Source organism: Chryseobacterium sp. AG844 (genome assembly GCF_003182335.1).
GTDB classification, from domain to species: domain Bacteria; phylum Bacteroidota; class Bacteroidia; order Flavobacteriales; family Weeksellaceae; genus Chryseobacterium; species Chryseobacterium cupriresistens.
Window position 1 is genome coordinate 16,564 of record NZ_QGTV01000030.1, and the last position, 23,000, is coordinate 39,563.

At 36.4% G+C, this 23,000-nt stretch carries 21 protein-coding genes and 1 riboswitch; of the genes, 9 read left to right on the plus strand and 12 right to left on the minus strand.

The window, feature by feature from the left end:
• Positions 1–26 precede the first annotated feature (26 nt).
• Positions 27–395, plus strand: coding sequence for a VOC family protein (locus tag DEU40_RS20750; protein WP_110011617.1), 369 nt, complete (start codon positions 27–29; stop codon positions 393–395).
• Positions 396–495: 100 nt separating this feature from the next.
• Entirely contained in the window at positions 496–1,038 is a 543-nt protein-coding gene (locus DEU40_RS20755; RefSeq protein ID WP_110011618.1) for a hypothetical protein, read from the plus strand.
• Between the two features lie 83 nt (positions 1,039–1,121).
• Here DEU40_RS20755 and DEU40_RS20760 read toward each other — a convergent pair whose 3' ends face one another.
• The gene (locus DEU40_RS20760; RefSeq protein ID WP_047422640.1) at positions 1,122–1,583 is read right to left on the minus strand and encodes an Lrp/AsnC family transcriptional regulator; all 462 of its coding nucleotides are present in this window, start codon (positions 1,581–1,583) and stop codon (positions 1,122–1,124) included.
• A 195-nt stretch (positions 1,584–1,778) separates the two neighbouring features.
• Positions 1,779–1,965, plus strand: a riboswitch (cobalamin riboswitch).
• 171 nt (positions 1,966–2,136) lie between these two features.
• Here DEU40_RS20760 and metE point away from each other — a divergent pair.
• Together metE and DEU40_RS20770 are read left to right on the plus strand one after the other, a co-directional pair.
• Complete coding sequence (metE, locus tag DEU40_RS20765; protein ID WP_110011619.1) at positions 2,137–4,440, plus strand: 5-methyltetrahydropteroyltriglutamate--homocysteine S-methyltransferase; 2,304 nt, start codon at positions 2,137–2,139, stop codon at positions 4,438–4,440.
• A gap of 209 nt (positions 4,441–4,649) precedes the next feature.
• The gene (locus DEU40_RS20770; RefSeq protein WP_146207892.1) at positions 4,650–5,360 is read left to right on the plus strand and encodes a hypothetical protein; all 711 of its coding nucleotides are present in this window, start codon (positions 4,650–4,652) and stop codon (positions 5,358–5,360) included.
• Between the two features lies 1 nt (position 5,361).
• Here DEU40_RS20770 and DEU40_RS20775 read toward each other — a convergent pair whose 3' ends face one another.
• Together DEU40_RS20775 and DEU40_RS20780 are read right to left on the minus strand one after the other, a co-directional pair.
• Positions 5,362–6,159: a helix-turn-helix domain-containing protein gene (locus DEU40_RS20775; protein ID WP_110011621.1), complete on the minus strand. Its 798-nt coding sequence runs from the start codon at positions 6,157–6,159 to the stop codon at positions 5,362–5,364.
• A gap of 114 nt (positions 6,160–6,273) precedes the next feature.
• Positions 6,274–7,689 carry an aldehyde dehydrogenase family protein gene (locus DEU40_RS20780; RefSeq protein WP_110011622.1) on the minus strand — a complete coding sequence of 472 codons (1,416 nt, stop codon included), beginning with the start codon at positions 7,687–7,689 and terminating at the stop codon, positions 6,274–6,276.
• Positions 7,690–8,184: 495 nt separating this feature from the next.
• Here DEU40_RS20780 and DEU40_RS20785 point away from each other — a divergent pair, with 495 nt between their 5' ends.
• Positions 8,185–8,820, plus strand: coding sequence for a DUF1062 domain-containing protein (locus tag DEU40_RS20785; protein ID WP_110011623.1), 636 nt, complete (start codon positions 8,185–8,187; stop codon positions 8,818–8,820).
• A gap of 79 nt (positions 8,821–8,899) precedes the next feature.
• On the opposite strand, the gene DEU40_RS20790 is transcribed toward DEU40_RS20785, so the two are convergent.
• The 6 genes from DEU40_RS20790 to DEU40_RS20815 form a co-directional block, all read right to left on the minus strand.
• Entirely contained in the window at positions 8,900–9,301 is a 402-nt protein-coding gene (locus DEU40_RS20790; protein WP_110011624.1) for a DoxX family protein, read from the minus strand.
• Positions 9,302–9,314: 13 nt separating this feature from the next.
• Positions 9,315–9,935 carry a hypothetical protein gene (locus DEU40_RS20795; RefSeq protein WP_110011625.1) on the minus strand — a complete coding sequence of 207 codons (621 nt, stop codon included), beginning with the start codon at positions 9,933–9,935 and terminating at the stop codon, positions 9,315–9,317.
• A 65-nt stretch (positions 9,936–10,000) separates the two neighbouring features.
• Positions 10,001–10,600 (minus strand): Crp/Fnr family transcriptional regulator, encoded by a 600-nt coding sequence (locus tag DEU40_RS20800; protein ID WP_110011649.1) that lies wholly within the window; start codon positions 10,598–10,600, stop codon positions 10,001–10,003.
• A 131-nt stretch (positions 10,601–10,731) separates the two neighbouring features.
• Complete coding sequence (locus DEU40_RS20805) at positions 10,732–11,145, minus strand: hypothetical protein (protein ID WP_110011626.1); 414 nt, start codon at positions 11,143–11,145, stop codon at positions 10,732–10,734.
• Between the two features lie 197 nt (positions 11,146–11,342).
• Positions 11,343–12,545, minus strand: coding sequence for an MFS transporter (locus DEU40_RS20810; protein WP_110011627.1), 1,203 nt, complete (start codon positions 12,543–12,545; stop codon positions 11,343–11,345).
• A 115-nt stretch (positions 12,546–12,660) separates the two neighbouring features.
• A complete protein-coding gene (locus DEU40_RS20815; protein WP_110011628.1) occupies positions 12,661–13,617 on the minus strand; it encodes a helix-turn-helix domain-containing protein in 957 nt (318 codons plus the stop codon).
• 272 nt (positions 13,618–13,889) lie between these two features.
• Here DEU40_RS20815 and DEU40_RS20820 point away from each other — a divergent pair, with 272 nt between their 5' ends.
• Positions 13,890–14,735 carry a hypothetical protein gene (locus tag DEU40_RS20820; protein ID WP_062670381.1) on the plus strand — a complete coding sequence of 282 codons (846 nt, stop codon included), beginning with the start codon at positions 13,890–13,892 and terminating at the stop codon, positions 14,733–14,735.
• Between the two features lie 132 nt (positions 14,736–14,867).
• Here DEU40_RS20820 and DEU40_RS20825 read toward each other — a convergent pair whose 3' ends face one another.
• The 3 genes from DEU40_RS20825 to DEU40_RS20835 form a co-directional block, all read right to left on the minus strand.
• On the minus strand, positions 14,868–15,479 hold the full coding sequence (locus DEU40_RS20825; protein WP_110011629.1) for a response regulator: 612 nt from the start codon (positions 15,477–15,479) through the stop codon (positions 14,868–14,870).
• Positions 15,472–18,408, minus strand: coding sequence for an ATP-binding protein (locus DEU40_RS20830; RefSeq protein WP_181398013.1), 2,937 nt, complete (start codon positions 18,406–18,408; stop codon positions 15,472–15,474). The genes DEU40_RS20825 and DEU40_RS20830 overlap by 8 nt, the downstream gene beginning before the upstream one ends.
• A 980-nt stretch (positions 18,409–19,388) precedes the next feature.
• Entirely contained in the window at positions 19,389–20,036 is a 648-nt protein-coding gene (locus tag DEU40_RS20835) for a DUF1349 domain-containing protein (protein WP_110011631.1), read from the minus strand.
• An 89-nt stretch (positions 20,037–20,125) separates the two neighbouring features.
• On the opposite strand from DEU40_RS20835, the gene DEU40_RS20840 reads away from it, so the two are divergent.
• The 3 genes from DEU40_RS20840 (at position 20,126) to DEU40_RS20850 (ending at position 22,998) form a co-directional block, all read left to right on the plus strand.
• Positions 20,126–20,863, plus strand: coding sequence for a response regulator transcription factor (locus tag DEU40_RS20840; RefSeq protein ID WP_110011632.1), 738 nt, complete (start codon positions 20,126–20,128; stop codon positions 20,861–20,863).
• A gap of 91 nt (positions 20,864–20,954) precedes the next feature.
• A complete protein-coding gene (locus DEU40_RS20845) occupies positions 20,955–21,311 on the plus strand; it encodes a helix-turn-helix domain-containing protein (RefSeq protein ID WP_110011633.1) in 357 nt (118 codons plus the stop codon).
• 430 nt (positions 21,312–21,741) lie between these two features.
• The gene (locus DEU40_RS20850) at positions 21,742–22,998 is read left to right on the plus strand and encodes an aminotransferase class I/II-fold pyridoxal phosphate-dependent enzyme (RefSeq protein ID WP_110011634.1); all 1,257 of its coding nucleotides are present in this window, start codon (positions 21,742–21,744) and stop codon (positions 22,996–22,998) included.
• Positions 22,999–23,000 lie beyond the last annotated feature (2 nt).

Consider the following 23,000-nt stretch of genomic DNA (forward strand, 5'->3'; position numbering starts at 1 on the left):
TGTTTATAAAGTTCAAAATCTGTACTATGAATACAAAATTTGAGGCCGGAATTAATATTGCTATAAAAATTCCCAAAAATAAATACGAAAAAACGGTTGCTTTTTACAGGGATATTTTAAAATTGAAGGTTGAGGAAAAGCCGATAAAAAATCCCACTGTTTCCAGAACCCACGAGGTGAAATTCGGGAATAATATCATATGGCTGGATTGTGTTGACAACTATACCCATTCCGAAACATGGCTGCAGCTTACCGTTCCCGATGTAGAAGCTGCTACACAATATCTGCTGTCAAACGGTGTGGAAACCTGTGACGAAATAGAAGAGCTTCCTGAAAATATGCACTGGATTACCGATCCTGCCGGTACCGTGTTCAATTTACAGGAAAGAAAATAGCCAAAAACAGAAATACAATGTAAAAAATTGCTTAAAATGGGGCTTTGACTAAAATTTTAATATCTTTAGCCATCAAATCATTACAATTTAAAATATTTTTATGCAGACGAGACCATTCCATTTCATTGTCACCATCTTTTTTCTGGTATTAAGTGCAACTGCATTTTCACAGAAAACAGCCGCGTTGGGTTCTTTACTGGACAAAAACTCAGAATTCATATTCCCGCAGACTCCGGATAAAATTTCAAAAGCATTGAACGTAAAAACTGTTTTTTATGAAGATGCCAACGAAGAAAAATATGCAAAATGGCCTATGAAAACAGGACTGGAGCTTTATTGCAGCCTGGGAAAAGACAATAGTATCAATGAAATGTTTTTTGTGACTTCAGACAATAAACCTGTCATTGTGGAAGGACTTCCTTTTGGTCTTGTTCTGAATAAAAGTACATTACAGGACAGTAAAACGAAGTTCGGTAAGTACAATGCCAAAATACAAAAATCGGGAGCAGACAGTGAATTTCCTGGAGGGTCAAAACTGGTTTTTAAAAAAGGGAAACATTATACAACATTGCTTTTCGACAGTAAGAACCTGTTAAAATCAATAGGTTTAACAACAGAACTTACGGATCCGGCTGCCAATTAAGTACTAAAAAACAAAATAATTATAGTATCCGTCATTATTGACGGATTTTTTTATCCTCAGACGGTGTTAACTTTAAAAGAAATCTATATCGTCAGTCCATGGTTGTTTTTTACCTCAGCCATCACAAAAGTACTGTGCGTGCTGCCGATAGAATCTACGGATCCCAATTTGTTAAATACAAAATCCTGATAATGCTTCATATCCCGCACCTGAACTTTCAGAAGGAAATCAAAATCTCCGGAAATATTATAGCATTCGGCAACTTCTTCAATTTCTAAAATTTCTTTTACAAAATCATACCCCACAGACCGGTCGTGAATTTTAAGTTTGATCTGGCAGAACACCGTAAATCCGCGGTTCAGTTTTTCAGCATCAAGAACTGCCGCATATCTTTTAACAAAACCTTCCTGTTCAAGCCTTTTTACCCTTTCGAAAACCGGTGAAGTAGAAAGGTTCACTTCTTTAGCGAGCTCTTTAACGGTGAGTTTGGCGTTTTTCTGGAGGAGCCTGAGCAGCTGTACATCCTTATCATCGAGTTGTTCCACAGAATATTATTCTTTTAAATGATTAAAACAGTCAAATATAAAGAATTATATGCTTTTATTTTTACTTTATGAAGTTTAATTTGCTTAATTATTTGTTTCCAATTGTGGTTTTATTCTGTATTACTAATTTTACACAAAATTAAAAACTTTTACTGATAACCTTTGTTAAAGGTAAAAGTACAGTTCTTTACAGATACTTCATCAAACAGGAAAGGTTTTACTTAAGGTAGATTAATAGGGAATCGTGTGCAAATCACGAGCTGTCGCGCAACTGTAAGTAACCCACCAAAAGTTTCTGTCCTTGCAGATCCACTGCCAAAAGCGGGAAGGATGACGGAAACTGTTACAAGTCAGGAGACCTGCCTTTACTGAATTGACAATGCTTTCGCGGGCTGAAGCTTTGGGTCATACAGATGGTGTATCAGATTTTGTATTTTCTTCTGAAGGGAAATACATTGTCTGCTATGTCACTATTTCCTGAAACTTTTTCCGCAAAACATAACGAAGCATTGTAAAGGACTTCCCAATAAGTTTAATTAAAAAGTTTAAAAAAATGCAAACTCACATTCTTGGCTATCCGCGTATTGGTAGCAAAAGAGAACTCAAAAAAGCCTGCGAGCAGTACTGGTCAGGTAAAATCCTTTTGGAAGAACTTCTTAACACCGGAAGAACTCTCTGCAGTCAAAACTGGAATATCCAGAAAGAAGCAGGAATAGATCTTATCCCATGTAATGATTTTTCATATTATGATCAGGTATTGGATATGAGTCTTGCCGTAGGTGCCATTCCAACAAGGTATCATGAAGTGGTGCTTAAAAAAAACAATACTGAGCTGGATCTTTACTTTGCCATGGCAAGAGGATATCAGAAAGACGGATTGGATATCACTGCCATGGAAATGACCAAGTGGTTCGATACCAACTATCACTACATCGTTCCGGAATTTTATAAAAATCAACAGTTTAAGCTCAGTTCAGATAAGATTTTCAATGAATTTGCAGGAGCAAAACAAGCGGGAATCAATGCAAAACCGGTGATTATCGGACTGGTTTCTTATCTGTTATTAGGAAAAGAAAAAGAAGAGGGATTTGATAAGCTGGATTTGGCAGTAAATCTTCTTCCAGTCTATACCGAGATTTTAACCAAACTTCAGGATCAGGGTGCGGAATGGATTCAGTTTGATGAACCTTTTATGGCATTGGATTTAACAGAGAAAGCCAAAGAAACTTATCGTTATGTGTATGCCGAAATCAGAAAACGTTTCCCGAAACTGAAATTTATTGTGGCTTCCTATTTTGACGGATTAAAAGACAATACTTCACTTGCCGTTTCACTTCCTGTCAATACATTGCATGTTGATCTGGTTAGAAATCCTGAGCAGCTGGATGATATTCTGAATGTTATTCCGGACAGTTTAAACCTTTCATTAGGATTGGTTGACGGTAGAAATATCTGGAAAAATGATTATGAAAAATCCTTGTCTTTCATCAGAAAAGCGGTTGAAAAATTAGGATCTGAAAGGATTTTCATTGCACCATCATGCTCATTGCTTCATTCACCTTGTGACCTTGATTTTGAAACCAGTCTTAATCCTGAAATTAAAAAATGGCTGGCTTTTGCAAAACAAAAAGTAAAGGAAGTCGTAACGCTTAAACAACTGGCATCCGGAACGGAAAATGAACAGGTTCTTGAAGCATTTGAAGAAAATAAAAAAGCAATTGAAAGCAGAAGAACTTCTTCTCTTATCCATAATGATAAGGTAAAACAGAGAGTAAATTCAGTTACTGAAAAAGATGCTCAGAGAATAAATACTTTCAAAATCCGTAAAGAAGAACAGCAGGAAGTATTGCAGCTACCTTTATTTCCAACCACTACAATCGGATCATTCCCGCAAACCACAGAAGTAAGAAGCTGGAGAGCAAAATTTAAAAAAGGAGAGCTTACTGCAGAACAATATGATACCTTATTGAAACAGGAAACGCAGAGAACAATCCGCTGGCAGGAAGACATCGGAATTGATGTATTGGTTCATGGAGAATTTGAGCGAAACGACATGGTGGAATATTTCGGGGAACAGTTGGAAGGATTTGTATTCACTAAAAACGGTTGGGTACAAAGCTACGGAAGCCGTTGTGTGAAACCTCCTGTCATCTTCGGTGATGTTTCCCGCCCAACTCCGATGACGGTGTACTGGTCTCAATATGCCCAATCTCAGACTAAAAAATGGGTAAAAGGAATGTTGACAGGTCCGGTTACCATTTTACAGTGGTCTTTTGTACGTGATGATCAGTCTCGTTCAGAAACTTGTAAGCAGATTGCCTTGGCAATTCGTGATGAAGTGGTGGATCTGGAAAAAGCAGGGATCAGAATTATTCAGATTGATGAACCTGCCATCAGAGAAGGTCTTCCATTAAGAAAAACAGATTGGCAGAACTATTTGAAATGGGCCGTAGAAGCTTTCAGAATTTCAGCAAGCGGAGTGGAAGATGCTACCCAAATTCACACTCACATGTGTTATTCTGAGTTCAATGATATTATTGAAAACATTGCCGATATGGATGCAGACGTCATTACCATAGAATGTTCACGGTCTCAGATGGAGCTGCTGAATGCTTTCGCCGATTTCAAATATCCGAATGAAATTGGTCCCGGAGTATATGATATTCACTCACCAAGAGTACCATCGAAAGAAGAAATGACTGAGCTGCTGAGAAAGGCTCAGAATGTAATTCCTGCCAATCAGCTCTGGGTAAATCCGGATTGCGGACTGAAGACAAGACATTGGGAAGAAACCGAAAAAGCTTTAATCGCAATGGTTGCCGCTGCTAAAGAAGCTTCAGTAGAATATGCTGTTTAGAAAAATTTAAAATAATTAGATCATATAATTCAGATCGTGTTATGATTTTCATGGCACGATCTGTTATTTTTAAAGGTTAAAATAATGGATATCCTATAATATTCTATTCATTTTTATATTCTATTTTTGCAGCTCGGCAAATTTTGACATTCGATCATTTTAGATAGATGTTAAAAGCTGAGCAAACTAATATACTATACATTAAAACCATGAAAGAAGCATTTCCTGAAATGAGATCGGAAACCTATAATCCTCAATACATCGCCACAGTAAGGTGGAGTATTGTGATTCTTTTTGCTGCCATTGCTGTTGTTTTACTGAGATTTTTTATCGATACCCTATCAGAACCTTCTACAGACACAGCTTCTGATATGATTTTCTTTTTGCTGTTTCTTATCGCAGGTTCACTATCCGGGTGGCTCGTGTATGAAATGATGAGGAACCAGGATGAAAAAATCATTGGTCTGCTCATTAATCATCAGGGAATACTGTTTCTCAACAAGCATAATAAAGTACTGTCAGCAATCAAATATTATGATTTGGTAAAAAGTGATAATCCTTATACAAAAGATATATTTTCAGAATCTGCTACAAATGGAAAATACGGAAGTTTCAGAAAGAACCTGTATGTTCATCAAAAAGATGAAAACAGACAACCCCAAAAGAAACTGGTCGGCCTGGATGTGATTCCACTTAAAAACCGATATGATCTTATCGGGCATTTTCTGAAAGGTGTACAGATGTTTCGCCCGGATCTGAAAATTAATCCGGAAGTGTACAAAGATTTTTATCTTGATGAAAAAGCATTACGGTACACTCCGGAAAATCTTAAAAGCGATATGAAAGTGAAAATCATTACAATAGCAGTCGTTATTCTTGTAATTCTTGCTTTCAGGTATTTCTTTTTAGATGAGATCTAAGTTATTTTGCCTGTAAAGCACTAGGCGGATAGCCGAATTGTTTTTTAAAGGCAAATGAGAAATGAGATAAATTTTCAAATCCAAGATCCAGATAAATATCAGAAACAGACTTTCCTTTTTGGCTTAGCAGAAAATGAGCTTCCTTTAATCTTCGAAGCTGAAGCCATTGTCTTGGAGGGATTCCGAATATCTTTTGAAAATCCCTTTTAAATGCAGACAGACTTCTCCCCGTTAAATAAGCAAAACGTTCTACATTAACATTGAAGTGAAAGTTTTTATTCATAAAAGCTTCAATATCTATTTTATAGGGCTCGGAAAAATCAAACAAAATATCCTTAAGGCCGGGATCGTAATTCAACAGTAAGAGGAGAGCTTCTTTTTGTTTAAGCCTCAGGATTTCTTCGGAAGCAGGAAGATCTTCATACGGTAATAATGAGTACATAAAAGAATGTAATGCCTTTTGCTCTGGTTTTATATAGGCCTGAACATTGTCCTTTTTTTCTGCCTGATACCCATATTCTCGGCTGAAATCATGAAGCATGGCATCGTCAAAATAGATGGATATAGTTCTGATTTCCCCGTTTTTGGGTGGATATTTTGCAAATTTTAATAAATGGTTTTTTCTGGCAGAATAGAGTTCTCCTTCTTTAAATATCGTTTTTGTGATGCCGTCATTAAGTTCCATTTCCCCGGAAAGCACCAGGCCGAGGCTGTGAATCCGGGCAAACTGTTCTCCTTCCCTGAATTCTGAAAAATGACAGGAGTAATTGATGGGAAAAGGAATATTATTTTCGCTCATAGCTCAGATAGTTGTTTCTTGATCAATTCTTATTCAAACTTACAAAACTTTTAAGGATCATAGAATCTCCACAGCAAAGTAATCCTGAGAATATTTGCTGTGAAGAAGATTATATTAAGCCAGAATCGTTTTGGGTTCCAGGTAAGCTTCCAGTCCGAATACACCAAACTCCCGTCCAATACCGCTTTGCTTGAAACCACCGAAAGGAGCGTATGGATCGTGGGCAAACCCGTTAATACAGATTCTTCCGGCATCAATCTGTGCAGCTACACGTTCTGCATGTTCATGATTATCAGAACTGATATAAGCTGCAAGACCATAAGTAGTGTCATTGGCAATGGCAATTGCTTCTTCCTCATCAGCATAAGGAATAATAGACAGTACAGGCCCGAAAATCTCTTCCTGTGCAATGCGCATATCATTACGGACATTGGTAAAGATGGTTGCTTTTACAAAATTACCGCTTTCAAGACCTTCCGGTTTTCCTTCACCACCTGCAAGCAGAATGGCTCCTTCTTCCTGTCCCAGACGGATATAACTTTGCACTCTTTCAAATTGTTTTGTACTCACCATAGGTCCTACAAGAGTATCTTCTTCAGCAGGATTTCCTACTTTTACCTGTCCGGCTGCTTTTTTAGCCAGTTCATTTACCTCCTCCAGTCTGTTTTGCGGAACCAATAATCGGGTAGGGGCTATGCAGGCCTGGCCATTGTTCATATAAGCCCCGAAAACGGCCATTGGGATTGCTTTTTCAAAATCGGCATCTTCAAGAATAATATTAGGAGACTTTCCTCCAAGTTCCAGGGTTACTCTCTTCATGGTGTCTACAGCTCCTTTGGCAATTGCTTTTCCCGTAAGTGTAGATCCGGTGAATGAGATTTTTGCGATATCAGGATGCTGAGTAATTTCATTTCCAACTACATTTCCTAATCCGTTAACAATATTGAAAACTCCTTCCGGAAGGCCGGCTTCGTGGAAACATTCAGTAAGCAGCTGGGTTTGTGCCGCACTCATTTCGCTGGGTTTGATAACAGCGGTACATCCGGCAGCAATGGCAGTGGCAAGTTTATTACAGATAAAGCTGTTGCTGGCATTCCATGGGGTGATGATTCCAACTACACCTAAAGATTCAAAACGTACTTTGGAATGTCCCACCGTTCTTTCGAAATCATAAGATTCCAAAGTATTGATGGTGGCTGTAAAGGCAGAGACTGCATTTTGGACACTCATTCTGCTGAACTGTAAAGTTCCTCCATATTCATTCACCATAACAGCAACCAGCTCATCTTCTCTTTTGCTTACAGCATCGTGCAGTTTTCTGAGAAAATGGATCCTTTCTTCCTTTGTTGTTTTTGAAAAAGTTGTAAAAGCTTTCTTTGCTGCTGCAATGGCCATTCTGGTATCTTCTTCATTTCCCAGAACCACTTCTCCGGTTTTTTGGTTGGTAACGGGATTGATAAGATCAAAAGTTTCTGTTCCTCTTGGCGTAACAAATTCGCCGTTGATGTAAATTTTATTAATCTGATTCATTTTTGATGATTTTAATACCACAAATTTCGGCAGAAACGAAAAAGAGAGGTTTGTTGTAAAGCTCAATTTTTCTTTGTTGTATGGTCCATTCTAAAGCTTGTTCATTTTATTTTTGAATTTATCCGTAAAAAGTTCCGTTCTCCAATAAAATTGACTACTTTTATCATAACCAAGTAAATAAAACGTTTTGAGAACAACTCTTAAACTTATTTTCGCTTAGTATCAGTCTCAGTAACCACAGGCTGATCGTTCTTTCGTTTGGGTAATTCTGCCCGAACAGGTTTTTATTTCATCCTATTATTTGTCGTATTCACTGTTAAAGGTGACTTTATCTCTGCTATTCCGGCTTTGACCAATGCTATTGATCAAAACTTTACTGCAGAGAAAAACTATAGCTTACCTGATCTTTGAATAATACTACAGAGGTATACCTTTCTGTAATGCGTGAATAATATGGAAAAATCCAACAAAGAATATTAAGCACGATTATAAGTAATGAATACCCAATATATCTGGGAGGTAAAAGCGAAAAATACTCCCTTACTCAAAAAGAAATGCAATCAATGTAGCAGCGACAGATTTCAATGCAGTGATAAATTCAGACTGAATGCCCAGAAAAAGAATATTGATATATGGTTGATTTATCGGTGTGTAAAATGCAGCAATACCTATAATATGACCATATTTTCAAGAATCAGAACAGAATCTATCAGTAAAGAAATATTCCGTAAATTCTCAGAAAACAATGTGGAAACTGCCTGGCAATACGCTTTCTCACAGGAAATAAGAAGAAAAAATAATGTGGAAGCCGACTTGGAAAGTGTGGAATATGAAATTCTATACCCAAATCTTCCCGTAGAAGATCTTATGAATAGGGAAGATGAGTTCATTTCTTTTCAAATACAGTCTTCTTTTGATTTTAATATGAGAGTCTCAACAGTAATCCGGACATGTTTAGGGCTTTCATCATCTAAACTGAACCTCTTGCTTGCTTCAGGTAAGGTTTACTTTAATGAGAAGCCTCTTCAAAAGAAATATAAGTTCAAGAATGAAGATATTGTTGATATCAACAGGCAGGAGCTGATCAATATTTATCTTATCGGAAAAGAGGATTTTTTCTCAACACAGTAAATGATCAATAATTATAAAAGCCTTCCGGTTGTTGATCGGGAGGCTTTTTATTGAGTTCACTTTATGTATTTCATTTGGATTAATCCCATTTATTTTGGGTTGAAACGGCATATTTTCCTGCGCCGGTAAAGAAAAAGCTTAAGCTTACAAGCATATAGATGACAAGCAGTTCCAAAGCCCAGCCTCCAAAGTCATTAAGCTTGAAAATGTTGGCTGTTTGCGCCAGTAGGGTAGCCGTGAAGCAATTGGCAGCAAAGATTAATCCTGCCAGACGGGCCCGGAATCCTAAGATCAACAGTACAGGAGCTATAACTTCTCCCACAAATACACCATACGCAAAGAATGATGGTAAGCCGTACATGATCATCATGTCCTCAATAAACCCAATTCCGTGAATCAACTTACTGATTCCATAAACAGACATGGGAAATCCGATTGCTATTCTTATGATCAGCATTCCTAAATCAATGTTCTTTTTCATTTCTTATCATTATTTAAAAGTTATATTTTACAAATGCCCCGATATTTTCCAGGGTCTTTTTGCCGTTATTAAACTGGTCGAAATTCGAGGCCAGCCCGTACATCCTTTTATCCTGTTTCAGGCCCAGTCTGATAAACTGCAGCCCTCTGGGGTATCCGCTGTCATCGAGGTTTCCAATAGCGAGTACACTGAAATATCCCTTTACATTTTCTGTCAGATAAGGGGTGTATTCAAATGATACAGACTGTTCCAGAGAAAATCCTTTCTGATACGTAGTTCCTATAGAGTAGGAAAGTGAATAGGAGGACTGGATGATTTTATATTGCAGGTAAATACTGAAAAATGCGCCGGGATTTTTCGTTCCCAACGCCGCATTGGCACTTAGTCTTTTGGTAAGATTATACGAGAGGGTATTTCTGATGAAGAATATGTTTTCTTTGTCTTTGGTGTATTCTGTATCAAATAGGGTAAGATTGTTCAGTTTCAGCCGTTCGTTCAGCTGATAATTAACATTGTGCATATAAGTATAGGAACGATGTCCTAAAACAAGATCCGGGGTATAGGAAAGTTTCTGTGCATTCAGGTTCAGCGAAGCTAATGCAAGAACTGTTACAGCGATAATTTTTGCCTTCATATTTCACTCATTAAATTTCTGTGAGCAAAATTATTCGGGCTGGAGGGGAATAAACTTAAGAAATCTTAAGAAACGTCAGACAGGTGTTTTTTTCTCAGATAGCTCAGATATTCTACGGTGATTCCGAGGTAGGAAGCGATCATGTATTGAGGAAAACGCTGTTCGATATTACGGTAAGTAGTGACAAATGTGCGGTATTTGGTATAAGCATCAACACGGGAATGTTCAAAGGTTCTTTCCTGTAACGTAACATAGGCACTCTGCATCTTCAGACGCCAGAATTCTGAGACAGCCGGAACTTCTTTGTACAATAATTCCAGATTATTTTTACTGATCTGTATGATGGTGGTATCTTCATTAGCCTGAATAAACATTCTTGAAGGCAGTTCGCTAAGATAGCTGTAAAGATCATTTACCCACCAGTTTTCAATACCCAGCTGAGTGGTATTTTCTTTTCCTTTTTCATCAATGTGGTACGCATAGAGGCTTCCCTGTGCAATGAAACGCATATGTCTGGAAACCTGTCCTTCGCGAAGCAGATAATCTTTCTTTTTAAGTTGTATAATTTCTAATTTGGAAGTAATACAGTCAATATCTTTATCTTCTAAAAAAACGATTTCTCGAAAGTGTTCTATGAGTTGTAAAACTATTGTATCTGTATCCATCATTAGATTTTGTACTATAGGCACAAATTTACGTAAATATTAAATTACGGGATTAAGATGAAACATTTATACATAAGAAGACCACAATTTATCGTGTAAATTGTGGTCTTCTACAACTAAGAACTATTTAACTACGATTCTGTTTTCAAATAACCATAATGCAAAGCTGTATCTTTTCCGAATAGACTTGAGAAAATATTCTGAAACTCATGGATATACTTGCATTTTATAGCATTTCCATATATTTTAAGCCCTTCCATTATTTTTCTGGAACTCAGGTCTATATCATATTTTATAAAAGCTTCCGGTCTTTCATACCGTATACTCTGATCTGAACTGTCTGTTCGTGAAAAGCCGAGCTTTTCAAGCCATTCTTCCGTTATTTTAATCGGTTTAATGGATGCTGCCGGGACCGAAATACTTTGAATATCATTTTCAATTTTAACAAAATAAGCCTGTTCGACATTTTGAAAGATCTCAGCAATGGTATAAATCTGATTTTTATACTCAACCAAGTTCTTGATTTTTAGATCTGCTACGTTCATAATATTTTGATTTTAAATGGTGATATGGTCTTTAGTAAAATAGCAAATAGTATGCCCGACATTGCATTGTTAAGCCCCGTTTTACAAAAAGGATAGGTTAAATTTTGCTATAAAAAATTAATAATACGTTAAAATAGTACACTTATGCGCAAACTATCACATAATCATGAAATAAAGCATGTGGTATCTATGTGGTATTAGTTTTTTATTCCCGCTTTTGGATTGGTATTAAAAGTGGTAAGAAGAAGAGCGGTTATAACACTTATCATAAGAACTGCTATGAAAACATTCCAGGAATAAGCATGAAGCAGATAGCCGGTACCACTTCCCAGAATACTTGAACCAAAATAATAAAAAAGCCAGTAAATAGAAGTGGCTGAAGATTTTCCCCGCCTTGCATACAATGCAGTCATCTGGCTGGCCATAGTATGAGCAGCGAAGAATGAAAGGGTGAAAAGCCCGAGTCCGAAAATAAGAATATAAATATTTTCAGATAATAGAAGGGCAGCTCCGGTAAGCATGCACAGGATAGAAGCTTTCAGAATGCTATTCATTGGAAACCTTCTGGAAAGACGGCCTACGATCATCGTTCCAAAGACTCCAAAAATATACATCAGAAATATAAAGGCAATGATAAAGTGGCTTAATGAAAAAGGTTTTGCTTCCAATCTGAATGTAAGATAATTATAAACACTCACGAAAACTCCCATCAGCAATGCTGCTGTACAGTATAACCGAAGCATATAAGGGTTGGTAAGGAAAAATTTCATCTGTTTTACCTTAAGATGATAGTCTGTTTTCTGTGGATTGAAGAACTTTGATTCCGGAAACAGTTTCCAGAATACAGCGCCTAGGATTAAACTTTCTATGCCAATCAGAAGAACGGCATTACGCCATCCGAATTCCCCCGCAAACAAAGTAGCCATTATTCTTCCGCTCATTCCTCCAATGGTATTACCGCTGAGATACATACTGATGGCTGCTGGTACTGCCAGAGCATCCACTTCTTCCGTAAGATAGGCCAGAGCAACTGCAGAAACCCCGGAAACAACAAAACCTTTCAATACTCCAACGGCAATCAGGAGTGTTAAATCGGGTATCCAGGTAGAAATAACAGTAAGGCTCGCAGAAGAAATCAAAGAAAAAACCATGAGGCTTTTTCTGGAATAACTGTCAGCTTTAAAGGCAAAAAATAATAAGCCCAATGCCATACCTATTGTGGATGATGAAACCAGCAGGGAAGTATCGCCTACAGACACTCCGAACTGCTCTGCAACCATAGGCAGCATCGGCTGGAAAAGATAAAGTTGTGCAAAAACCGAGAGTCCTGAAAAGAAAATACAAAGTTTTATATATCGGAAACGTGAGCTTCCCTGAAGTGCTTTTTCAGATGAATTCATGATTTTTTTGCATTAAAATGCAGTGGTTTGATGGAAAAATTAAGTGATGTAAATTTCCTGATTATTTTCCGAATTTAAAAATCATTATCTCAATGATGTGGATTGGCGAAACAAATCAATGAAGCTGCAGACTGTTGATGTACTCTGAAGGAGTAATATTCTCCATCTGTTTGAAAACTCTGTTGAAGGTGGACTGATTAGAAAATCCTGCTTCTGTGTAAATATACATAAGGGTTACTTTTTCAATGTCATTTTCATGAAGTAATCTTTTTACACACTCAATTCTGTGCATATTCAGGTAATTATTGAAGTTGGGATATCCTTTTGTACGAATTGATTTTGAGATATAACTGCTGTTAATATCCATTTCTGTAGAAAGCTTTGAAATATTAAAATTAACATCTTTATACAGCTGTTTCTCTCTCATCACTGATTCAATTTTTTCAAACAGTTCATCCGCAAAAGGAGCTTTGTCTGCTGTAGGAACCGGCTGTATCGCTGTACTCTGGGCTTTCTCCTCAATTTCATGGTAAATTTCAACCCGTTTTATTTTATCCTTAAAATAGAGCAGGAGTGATATTACGGCTACATTGGAAATCATAAGGATGGTATCGGTAATTCTCACATCTTCTGGTTGGTGTATCGGGAATTTAAAGCTGAAAGATTTAGAAATAAGGTATCCCGCTATAATATTCAGCAAAACATACATGCTGTAAATAAAAACATACTTTCTTTGAAAGAAAACATAGGCTGCCAGCGGAATCGGAATAAGCCAGACAAAACTCGCTATAGAATTGTTCCAGAAAGCCAACATAATGTAAAAATTATAAAGTGTCGCAATAATAATGTAGGAATGCACAATGACATTCACCGAGTAGGATTTGCGTACAATCAGATATGTATAGACCATTAAAAAAAGTCCTCCGAAAAGATACCAGGCCATTATTTTATCGGGAATAATAAAAGTAAATATTAAACCAAATAGGGCAAGAATAACAGACATCAGAATATTATAATAATACACCAGTTGTCTTTTGTACTGTTCAATTTTTATGTCTTTTTTGGTGGTCATTTGTGGCAGAAGGTAATTTTAAATCATTCCAATATTTTCTCTTAACAGTCAGATTTCAGAAAATGACTGGTTTAACTTTCTGGTTATTAGTGATTTGTGTTTTGTGAGCTGTTTCCTGTTTTTCATTGATTATTGATGGATTTGATTTATCAGCGCGGATAACTTTGCATCAGCTAGCTCAACAAAGGCTGATTGATGATCTTTCAATTAACCCCTAAACGATTTATTCAATTTTTAAATAAATCAAATAATTTTTAAACAAATATACTAAAATGAAAAAAATAAAATTACCTCTTGCCAGCATTATGATGTGTTTTTCAATAGCGGCATTTTCCCAGGTTGGGATCAATACAGATTCCCCTAAAGTAACTTTGCATGTAGAAGGAAAGCCCGATGTGGCTACTGCGGCTGATGGAGTGATGGCTCCCCGAATGACAGGAGATCAGTTAAGAGCTAAAGATAATGTTTATCTGGCAGCTCAGACTGGAGCTTTGGTGTATGTAACACAGGCTGTAACTGTTCCTTCTGTAAAAACAGCAAAAGTAGATAAAGCCGGCTATTATATGTTCAACGGAACTACCTGGAAATTTGCTTTTGGGGGACAAGATAATGATATTCCCATTGGAGATTTAATCTATTATCACGGAAGCATTCCTGCAGGTACTTCGGGAGCCAATACATTGGCCAGTACCTATCTTACTGATCTTCCGGTTTTGGGAGGTTTTCTAAGACTTGATGCCCAGTTTAACAGCAGTTCAGCAGGTACGGGAGCGGCTACCACTTTTAATCCGAGACTTTACAATGTGGGAACTTCAGATGTGAAAATCTGGGTTTCGGAAATGTCTACCCATACCGGTGATTCTGATAATGGAAATATTAAATTATCACCGGGAGCTTACAGACAATTTGATGATGGTGTTTATCTTACCCAGACCCATAATGAGACGGTAACATTTGATATTACCGTACAGGAACCGGAGCCAAGATGGTACAGAGTGTATTATGCATTCCGTGTAGATAATAAATCTACAACAGGAAGCAGCGATGCTACAACCACAGATTCCAATACTTCTGATAATACAAGGGAGTTGTTTCTCTCGGTACAGAGACTGTACTAATACACCGACAGATGATTCTAAAAATACAATGATAAAAAATAACGCATAAAAAATCACTGGGTTAGCTATTAAAATCTCATGAGATTTGTGTTTTTTCGGGGCAGGAATACTTTAAATTCCGGCCCCGTTTTCTTAATGCATCATTTCATAGACTTTAATCAGCTCTGCAATATTTCCGACATTAAGCTTTTGAAAGATTCTTTTTTTATAAGTACTTACCGTAGACATCTGAATATTTAGCCTGTTGGCAATTTCCAGATTACCGTTGCCGTCCGCAAGAAGTTTAAAAATTTCGTATTCCCTTGATGATAACTTTTCGACAGGATTATTCCTTTTGTTTTGAATAATCAGGCCAATCAGCTCCGCAGGGTAGAAATAACCCTTTTCAATGACCGTTTTTACGGCATTCTTAATTTCCTCTTCACTGCTTTGTTTATTCAGATAGCCTTCAGCTCCTTCTCTGATATACTGGATCGCAACATCCTTGTCATATCCTGAGAAAATGAGAATCTTTAGGTCATTCTGAATATCTTTTAGCTCCGGAATCATCTTTTTATACTGGGTTCCCGGCATATCAATATCTAAAATAAGAAGATCATACCGTTGATCTCTCAGCTTTTCTTTCACCTGGTCATAATTTTCAGCAAAATCTATATTCAGACCCGGATAAGCAGTTTCAAGAACCAGACAGGTTCCTGCCCTTACTACATAATGATCATCAGCAATTAAAATTTTTTCATTCATAAAGATTAGTTTTTTTGAGCGTTACTTCCACAACAGTTCCCTTAGGATGGTTTTGCCTGAAATTCATTTCAGCATTGATCTTTTTTACCAGATGGATAACCATATGCAGACCCAATCCTTTTCCTTTAAAACTGGGGGTTTCCAGTTTTGGATTTCTGAACAGATTCATATAGATAGCAATCTGTTCCTCAGACATTCCTGTTCCTGTGTCACTAATTATTATTGTGGATTTTTGTAGATTTTCGGTAATCCTAAGGGTAATGTTTCCCTGAGAGGTATTCTTCACAGCATTATCAAGGAGGTTATGAATAATGGCTGTTAAAATACTTTCATTTACCCTGGAATAGATGACACCCTCAGTAAGATTGGTAATCGTAGTTCCTTTTTCTTTAGCAATTTCACAGAACAGCTTGTTCTTGGTCTCCAGGATTCTGTTGATGGGATATTCCTTTTCTTCGAAAATATTTTCTGCCTTATAAAGTTCAGTATACTCTTTCAAATTCAGCGTAAACTGATAAAGCTGCTCTGATGATTTATAGATACTGTCAAAGTACTTTTTCTGAAGTTCCACATCATCAGACTCATGAAGTTTCTGGGAAAGCATGGCTATAAATCTGATAGGAGTGGTAATGTCGTGGCTGATGGTTTCCACCAGTTTTTTCTGGTATTCCGTTTCTTTCTGAAGGTTATTTTTTACGACTTCCAGGTGAAGAGAGGTTTCCTTCAGTTCAGAGTTTTTATTATGGACAATCTGTTTTAAAGCTTTATTTTTTATCCTAAGAAAATTCGTGGTTAACTGAACGATAACGATGATGATAATAAGGATAATGATGGAGGCAGACACTCTGAACAGTAATGTCTGATAAAAAAGAGGCTGAATTTTGAAACGAACGGTCTTTTCTTCATATTTCCCGTCAGCAGATATCAATACCCTTACCCTCAGGGTGTAATCTCCCGGAGAAAGATTGCTGATAGTGTATTTTAATTCTTTCCCTGTTGCAATCTTTTCCCATCCGGTATTTTCTTTTCCGGATATTTTAGCTTCAATATAAAGGTTTTCAGGATTGGAAAAATAAGGAATATCAATAAAGACATCCGCTGTTTTGTAATCATTTTTCAAATCAAGGATCTGATGGAAATACTGAGGCTCAGAATTACCGATTTTTACCCTTTCTATATAAATGTTATTTCTTCCCGGGTAATACGTCTGAATATTTTCCGGATTGAAAAACACAAAACCATCCATTGAAGGGAATACAAAATCCCCATTCTCAAGAGCATAGGCGTTAGGTTCTGAACTTCCATTAAATTCATTGGTCAGAAAACCATCCTTTTTAGTGAAACGATAATAGAAAACCGGAGTGTTTTTATGGTCTGCATAGCGCAGCAATTGCTTTTTGGAAACTTTAAACATCCCATTGTTTGAAGAAATCCAGTAATATCCCTTTTTGTCTTCAAGAATATAATGAGCTGACTGAAGATAATCGTTGATGTCATTCGGCATCTTGATAAGCTTATGATTCCTGAAAAGATAGAAGCCGCTTTTCTCCGTCGTAATCCATATCAGATTATCTTTTGTCCTGATAATGCTTTTGACATGGATATTTTTGATCAAAGGAGTTATGGTATTGCTTCGCAGTGCTATGGAATAAAGGCCGTCGCTGTTTCCGGTCAGAATTTCATTCTCATTATATTGATGAAAAATATTGACAAAACTTTTAAAAGTATAGGTGTAATCCGGCTGGCTGAATATATCCTTTTTGTATAAATGAAGCTGAGTGCCTGAAAGATCTGTGAAGGTAGTGCCGTAAAGAGTTCCGCTTTTCATAAATGTTTCAAGCCCCTTTTTAACAAAAGTGGAATCCTTCTTTTTATAGCCCGAATTTTTATAAAACCTGACAATATGGTTTCTCTTTTTGATCAGAATATTTCCGGAATTGTCATACATCATGAGATAATTGTCATTGTTTCCGAAAAGGTGGCTGTTTACAATTCCGTTTCTTCCGAATTCTGTTCCGTCCTCAGCAATGATTGTGCTTTGGCTGAAAGGAAGAGATGCGAAATATACATTGCTGGAAAAATCAGCTTTTTTTCTTGATACATAGAAATTGGAAAGCTGAAGAACATTCAGACCGTTATTAAGCGTTCCCAGGTACAATTTGTTGAACGCTTTATCATAGAACATCGAACAGTAGGAATGATTTCCGATTTCTTCAAAATTGACAAGAAATTTTAAACGGAGATCCTTTTCGTTGCCTTCTAAAAGGTAAATATTGTCGTGGTTAATAATAAAAGTCTGATTGGTAATCTGCTGCCAGTATATTTTCGTATCAGGATGGTTAAAAAGTGTTGGTTGATCAGAAACAGAAAGATTTCCCTTGTAGATAGAGTAGGTTTTTCTTTTTTTCAGATCATTGATGAAAAGGTGGTTATTCAGTACAAAAATGTAATTCAGGTCTTTATTGGTAAAAGGCAGTGTAATCTTTATTTCCTTGTTTCCTTCCTTATAAATGATGGCATTTTTTTCGGTAAAATGATAAACAGAATTCTTAAGCTGAATAAAATACTGGACGTCATTATAGAAATCCGATGTAATGATATTATTGGCAATACGGTGCAGGATATCGGTACCATTGCAATAGGTCATTTTATCATGGGCAGTGAGCCTTGCGATTTTGGGAAACCTGTTTTTAATAATGATTTTACTTTCCTGAAAATTATTAAGAACCGTTATACTATCAAGACAGGGATCTCCTATAAATTCACCAAAATGCAGATTATTTACCCTGAAATTACTGAAGGTAATAAAAGAACTGCCGTCATACCTCACCAGCCCGTTTTCGGTAGAAATCCAGATAAAGCCATATTTGTCTTTGACAATGGCCTTTGCACTGCTTTGTGGAAGCCCATTGTCTATGTTGTACCACATAGAGGTATAGTGCTGTCCGGAAATGTTTAGATAGATGCAAGCAAAAATAAATGCCCAAACTCTCATATATGTGCAAAACTTATCTATATCTGCTGCTAATGCAATAGACGGTTAATAATGGTATTTGTACAAGTCAAAGTTTTTTTAAAAGGCAGGAACGATTGAGAATAAATTTTTATCATTGAAGTTTTCTGGTCTTTTGTGTTTTATATTTTTTGATCGTGTAAAAATAGTGAAATTATGGCGATAAATTAGTATTGCATATTTTGTTTTCTCTAAGTTTTATCATGTTTTGCAGACAATACATCATTCCGGGTTTTTACAAATATTATCGTATTTCAATAATAAGTGATAAATTAATGTAAGATTTATTTAAAATTCTCGCCTATAGATCTCAGTATTATGCTGGATTTGTGATTATTTTTAGAATTTTATAAATGGTAAATAATGTTGTGTTTGGAAATTTTTAATTAATGGCTGAATATTTTGTTATGTGTTTTTTTGTAGTAATAGTTTGACAAAAAATACAGGTTTATTCTACATGATAACTTTGCCGTTGCCTATGGATATTCATATTTTTGCAAAATATTCTCATAACTATTAAAGAAGATTTATTACCCAAATAATGATTCTAAGAACACAAACGGTTTTTATCTCAAAAAAACAAAAGAGACTGTACTTAAAGTAAACAGTCTCTTTTTATTACCAGCAATCAGAATACACAGAGTTGAATAAATGATAGATGTAGTCTTCTGTTATTTAAGTTTCGGCTGAAGCCAGATGAAAACGTCTTATTTTAGACCGGGCTAAAGCCCGGCCCTATTGAATTTCCAATATTGAAGATAAAACATAGAAAGTATAGGATTTTTATGGTAATTATTTTGTTTTTTTCTCGCAGATAACCTTTTCTAAACAAAAAACCTCCCGGAAATGATGGGAGGTGAATAAAATTGACTGTATATTGAAGTGTAATTCAATCGTTATTGGTGAGTTTCAAGCCACTTCAGCCTGCGCTGGTCAGGCAGATGTTTTACTTTAAAGTTTTCGAAAACAGCATTGAATCCTTCTCCGTCAGGACAGGCTGCCATTAAGCCAACCATTACAGGAGTGTTGTCCTGAAGAGGAGCATTCCGCATCATGATATAATTTTTATCATCAAAAGAATAAAATATTTCCACAGCATCCAGCCTTCTCACTGCTTTTATCCATAGGGCAGGAGGTGTTTTTTCCAATGTAATGACACTCCAGTCACTTTTGTTGTGGGTTACCACAGTGCTGAGATTGTATTTGCCGTCTACAAATTCTACTCCGGCTTTGATATAATGTTCCTGATCTGTTCTCAGCATAAGGCCCATCTGGTCAAATCTTGCTTTATAACTGCCTGCTATTTTTACTTTTGCTTCAAATTCACCACCATAGGTAGCATAATAGAAAGGAGCGTCATCTACCGTAAATCCATAATGGGAAACCCTCCAGTAATCACTTTGTGGGGTTACGAACATGGAAAGACTGTTGTTTTTGATTTCCCATTTTTCAGGTTCGTTAAACCATGTCATTTTTTCCAGACTCTGGGCGGAAAACTTTTGAATCAGGAATAAGGCGCAAAAGCCGAAAATCATTTTCTTCATTCTCTTTGGGATAAGTTCTAAGCGTAAATTATTATTTTAGCAAAAGTATTATTAAACCTTATTTGCGTCAATACTGATAAATAACCATTATGGAAATCCGTAAACAGCTTAGTGATCAATTACTGGACAATACCCCGAAAAAATGCAGTCTTGACATCGGGGTTTATAAACAGCAGGCGTTGGCATATTCTCAGATGGAAGGTGCAATATGTGTGCTGAGTGATATGCAGGAGAATAAAAGCTTTGTTTATAAATCTGCAGCAGCATATGAACTTGGACTTAAGATGGAGGAAAATCCTGCAGAGATAAACTCCATCTGGGAAGAAGAGATGCTGAAAAAAATACATCCCGATGACCGTCTGAAAAAGTACATCCATGAACTCCGTTTCTTTAAATTACTGGATGCTATGGAGATGGAGCAGCGCGCGGCATACAGTGTTGTATCAAAAATAAGAATGAAGGATAAAAATGAGAACTACAGATGGGTAAAACACCGTATGTTTTATGTTTATTCTCCTGATAACGGACGGTTGAGGCTGGCCCTTTGCCTTTATAATATGGCTCTGACTCCCTCTAATGCTTCCGGTTTTATGATTGTGAATACCGAAAAAGGAGAGGTGGTTGTAAAAGATAAGCTTGATTATAGAAATATTTTAAGCCCAAGGGAACTGGAAGTTTTAAAATTTATAGGGGAAGGGTATGCAAGCAAAGAAATTGCAGATCTTCTTTCTATAAGCATCAATACCGTAAACAGACACCGCCAGAATATACTGGAAAAGTTAAAAGTAAAAAATTCTACACAAGCCTTTAAGGATAGTTTTTATTAAACGTTCATTCTGGAATATCCGAAAAGTTCACCATGTTATTTTGTGTCTTATGATTAATTTTATAACTTGAATACAGATTAGCAAGACCCATATGATGAAAAGAAGTGAAGAAATTACCCGTCAGTATTTTACCTTTTTAGATGAGCATATCCAAAAGGTGATTTCCGGAACTGTACCTGAATTTATGGAACTGAATGAAATTGCCAGAGAACTTGCTGTCTCTCATAAACATCTTACTGATACCATTAAAAAGGAAACCGGACAGCATCCCTGTTTTTATTATGATGAAAAAATTATTGAACAGGCCAAAATGATGCTCATTGTTACGGATAAATCTGTAGCAGAAATTGCCCGTATTTTTACTTACGACCCTTCCAATTTTTCAAAGTTTTTTAAAAAAATGACCGGTTTTACTCCCGGAAAATTCAGAGATTCCCATTCCGTTTAAAACTGACTGTTTTTATTCTTTAAAATTCCTGTTACAGGAGTTTCGGGGAATTTTTCGTCTCCGGGTAGGGATTTAATCCTGCTGAATTCCTACTGTAAAAGACAATTTAGTGAATTATAATGTTAAAATTTATAGAAAATAATCTTTTATAAATGAGATGGTTGTAAAAAATAACTGTCATTTTTTATTATTTATCTATTAATATTTCTTTATTGTTTAGTTTTTTTATTAAATTTAGGTAAGAAAAAACTAATTAATTCAATACACATAAATGTTAAAAAGAAACCGGTATATGGTATTAAGTTTGGTTTCCAGGGGATAAGAATAAATTATTGTGTCTTTAATAATATTTAATCTTAATATGGGAGCTTAAGCCCTTCAAATAGTTATATATTTGTTTTTTTTAAAACCACAACAAACAAGATTAAGGATGAGCATCAATTTCACAACAGCAACCATTAAAGACTTTGAGAATATACCAGACAATGATATGGCTCAAAGAGCTGAAATTTTTTATGAATATTTAGACTTTGTAAAGTCTAATGGCCACATGAACTACAGACTGAAGAATACTTCAGGAACCAATGCAGTACTGAATGTTAATATTGCAGATCACAACAGAGAATTTGTTAGTTTTGTATCAAGTGATTATTTAGGATTTACGCAGCACCCAAAAGTAAAACAGGCTGCCATTGAAGGAATCGAAAAATATGGTACAGGAACAGGAGCTACTCCTCTTATCGGAGGATATTTTGATTACCACAATGCATTAGAAAAAAAAATCTCAGGTTTTTTTAAAAGAACAGAAGATGAAGCTGTAGTATTTACTACGGGTTATACAGCTAATAGTGCTTCTTTACAATGCCTGATGCAGAAAGAAGACCTGGCTATTTTAGATATGGCTGTACATGCCAGTGTGCACGAAGGATGTGCTTTTACCAACAAAAAAACATTTCCGCACAATAATTTGGAATCTTTGGAACACATTTTGAAGGTATCTGAAAATCTGTACCGTACGAAACTCGTTATTGTGGATGGAGTGTATTCCCAGGATGGTGATACCTCCCGTATTAATGAGATCTATGACCTTGTGAAGAAGTATAATGCCTTTCTGATGGTAGACGACGTACATGGTGTCGGTATCCTTGGAGAATCTGGTAGAGGTACTTTGGAACAGGCCGGGTTATTGGATAAAGTAGACCTTATCACAGGTACATTCAGCAAAACATTTGGAAATCTGGGAGGATATGTCATTGCAGATAAAAAAATAGCAGCATTCATCAGATTCCATTCCCGCCAGCAGATTTTCTCAGCGACAGCTCCACCATCATCAGCAGGAATAGTTAAAGCCATTGATTTAATTGACGAAGAACCCATCTGGAGACAGAAACTCTGGGATAACATCAATTATTTCAAAAAAGGGCTTGACGACTTAGGGTTGGATACAGGCGTTACCTGCTCTGCAATTATCCCTGTAAAAATCGGAGATCCTTATGTAACAGGAGAAGCCGGAAAACTACTAATAGAAAAAGGAATCTATACCAATCCGATTCTGTACCCGGCTGTACCCCGAAAAGATGCGCGTATCAGGATGAGTGTGACGGCAAGACACGAAAAAGAACATCTCGATAAAACGCTTAATGCGTTTGATGATATTAATAAAAAATTGCATATTGCGAAAAAATAATA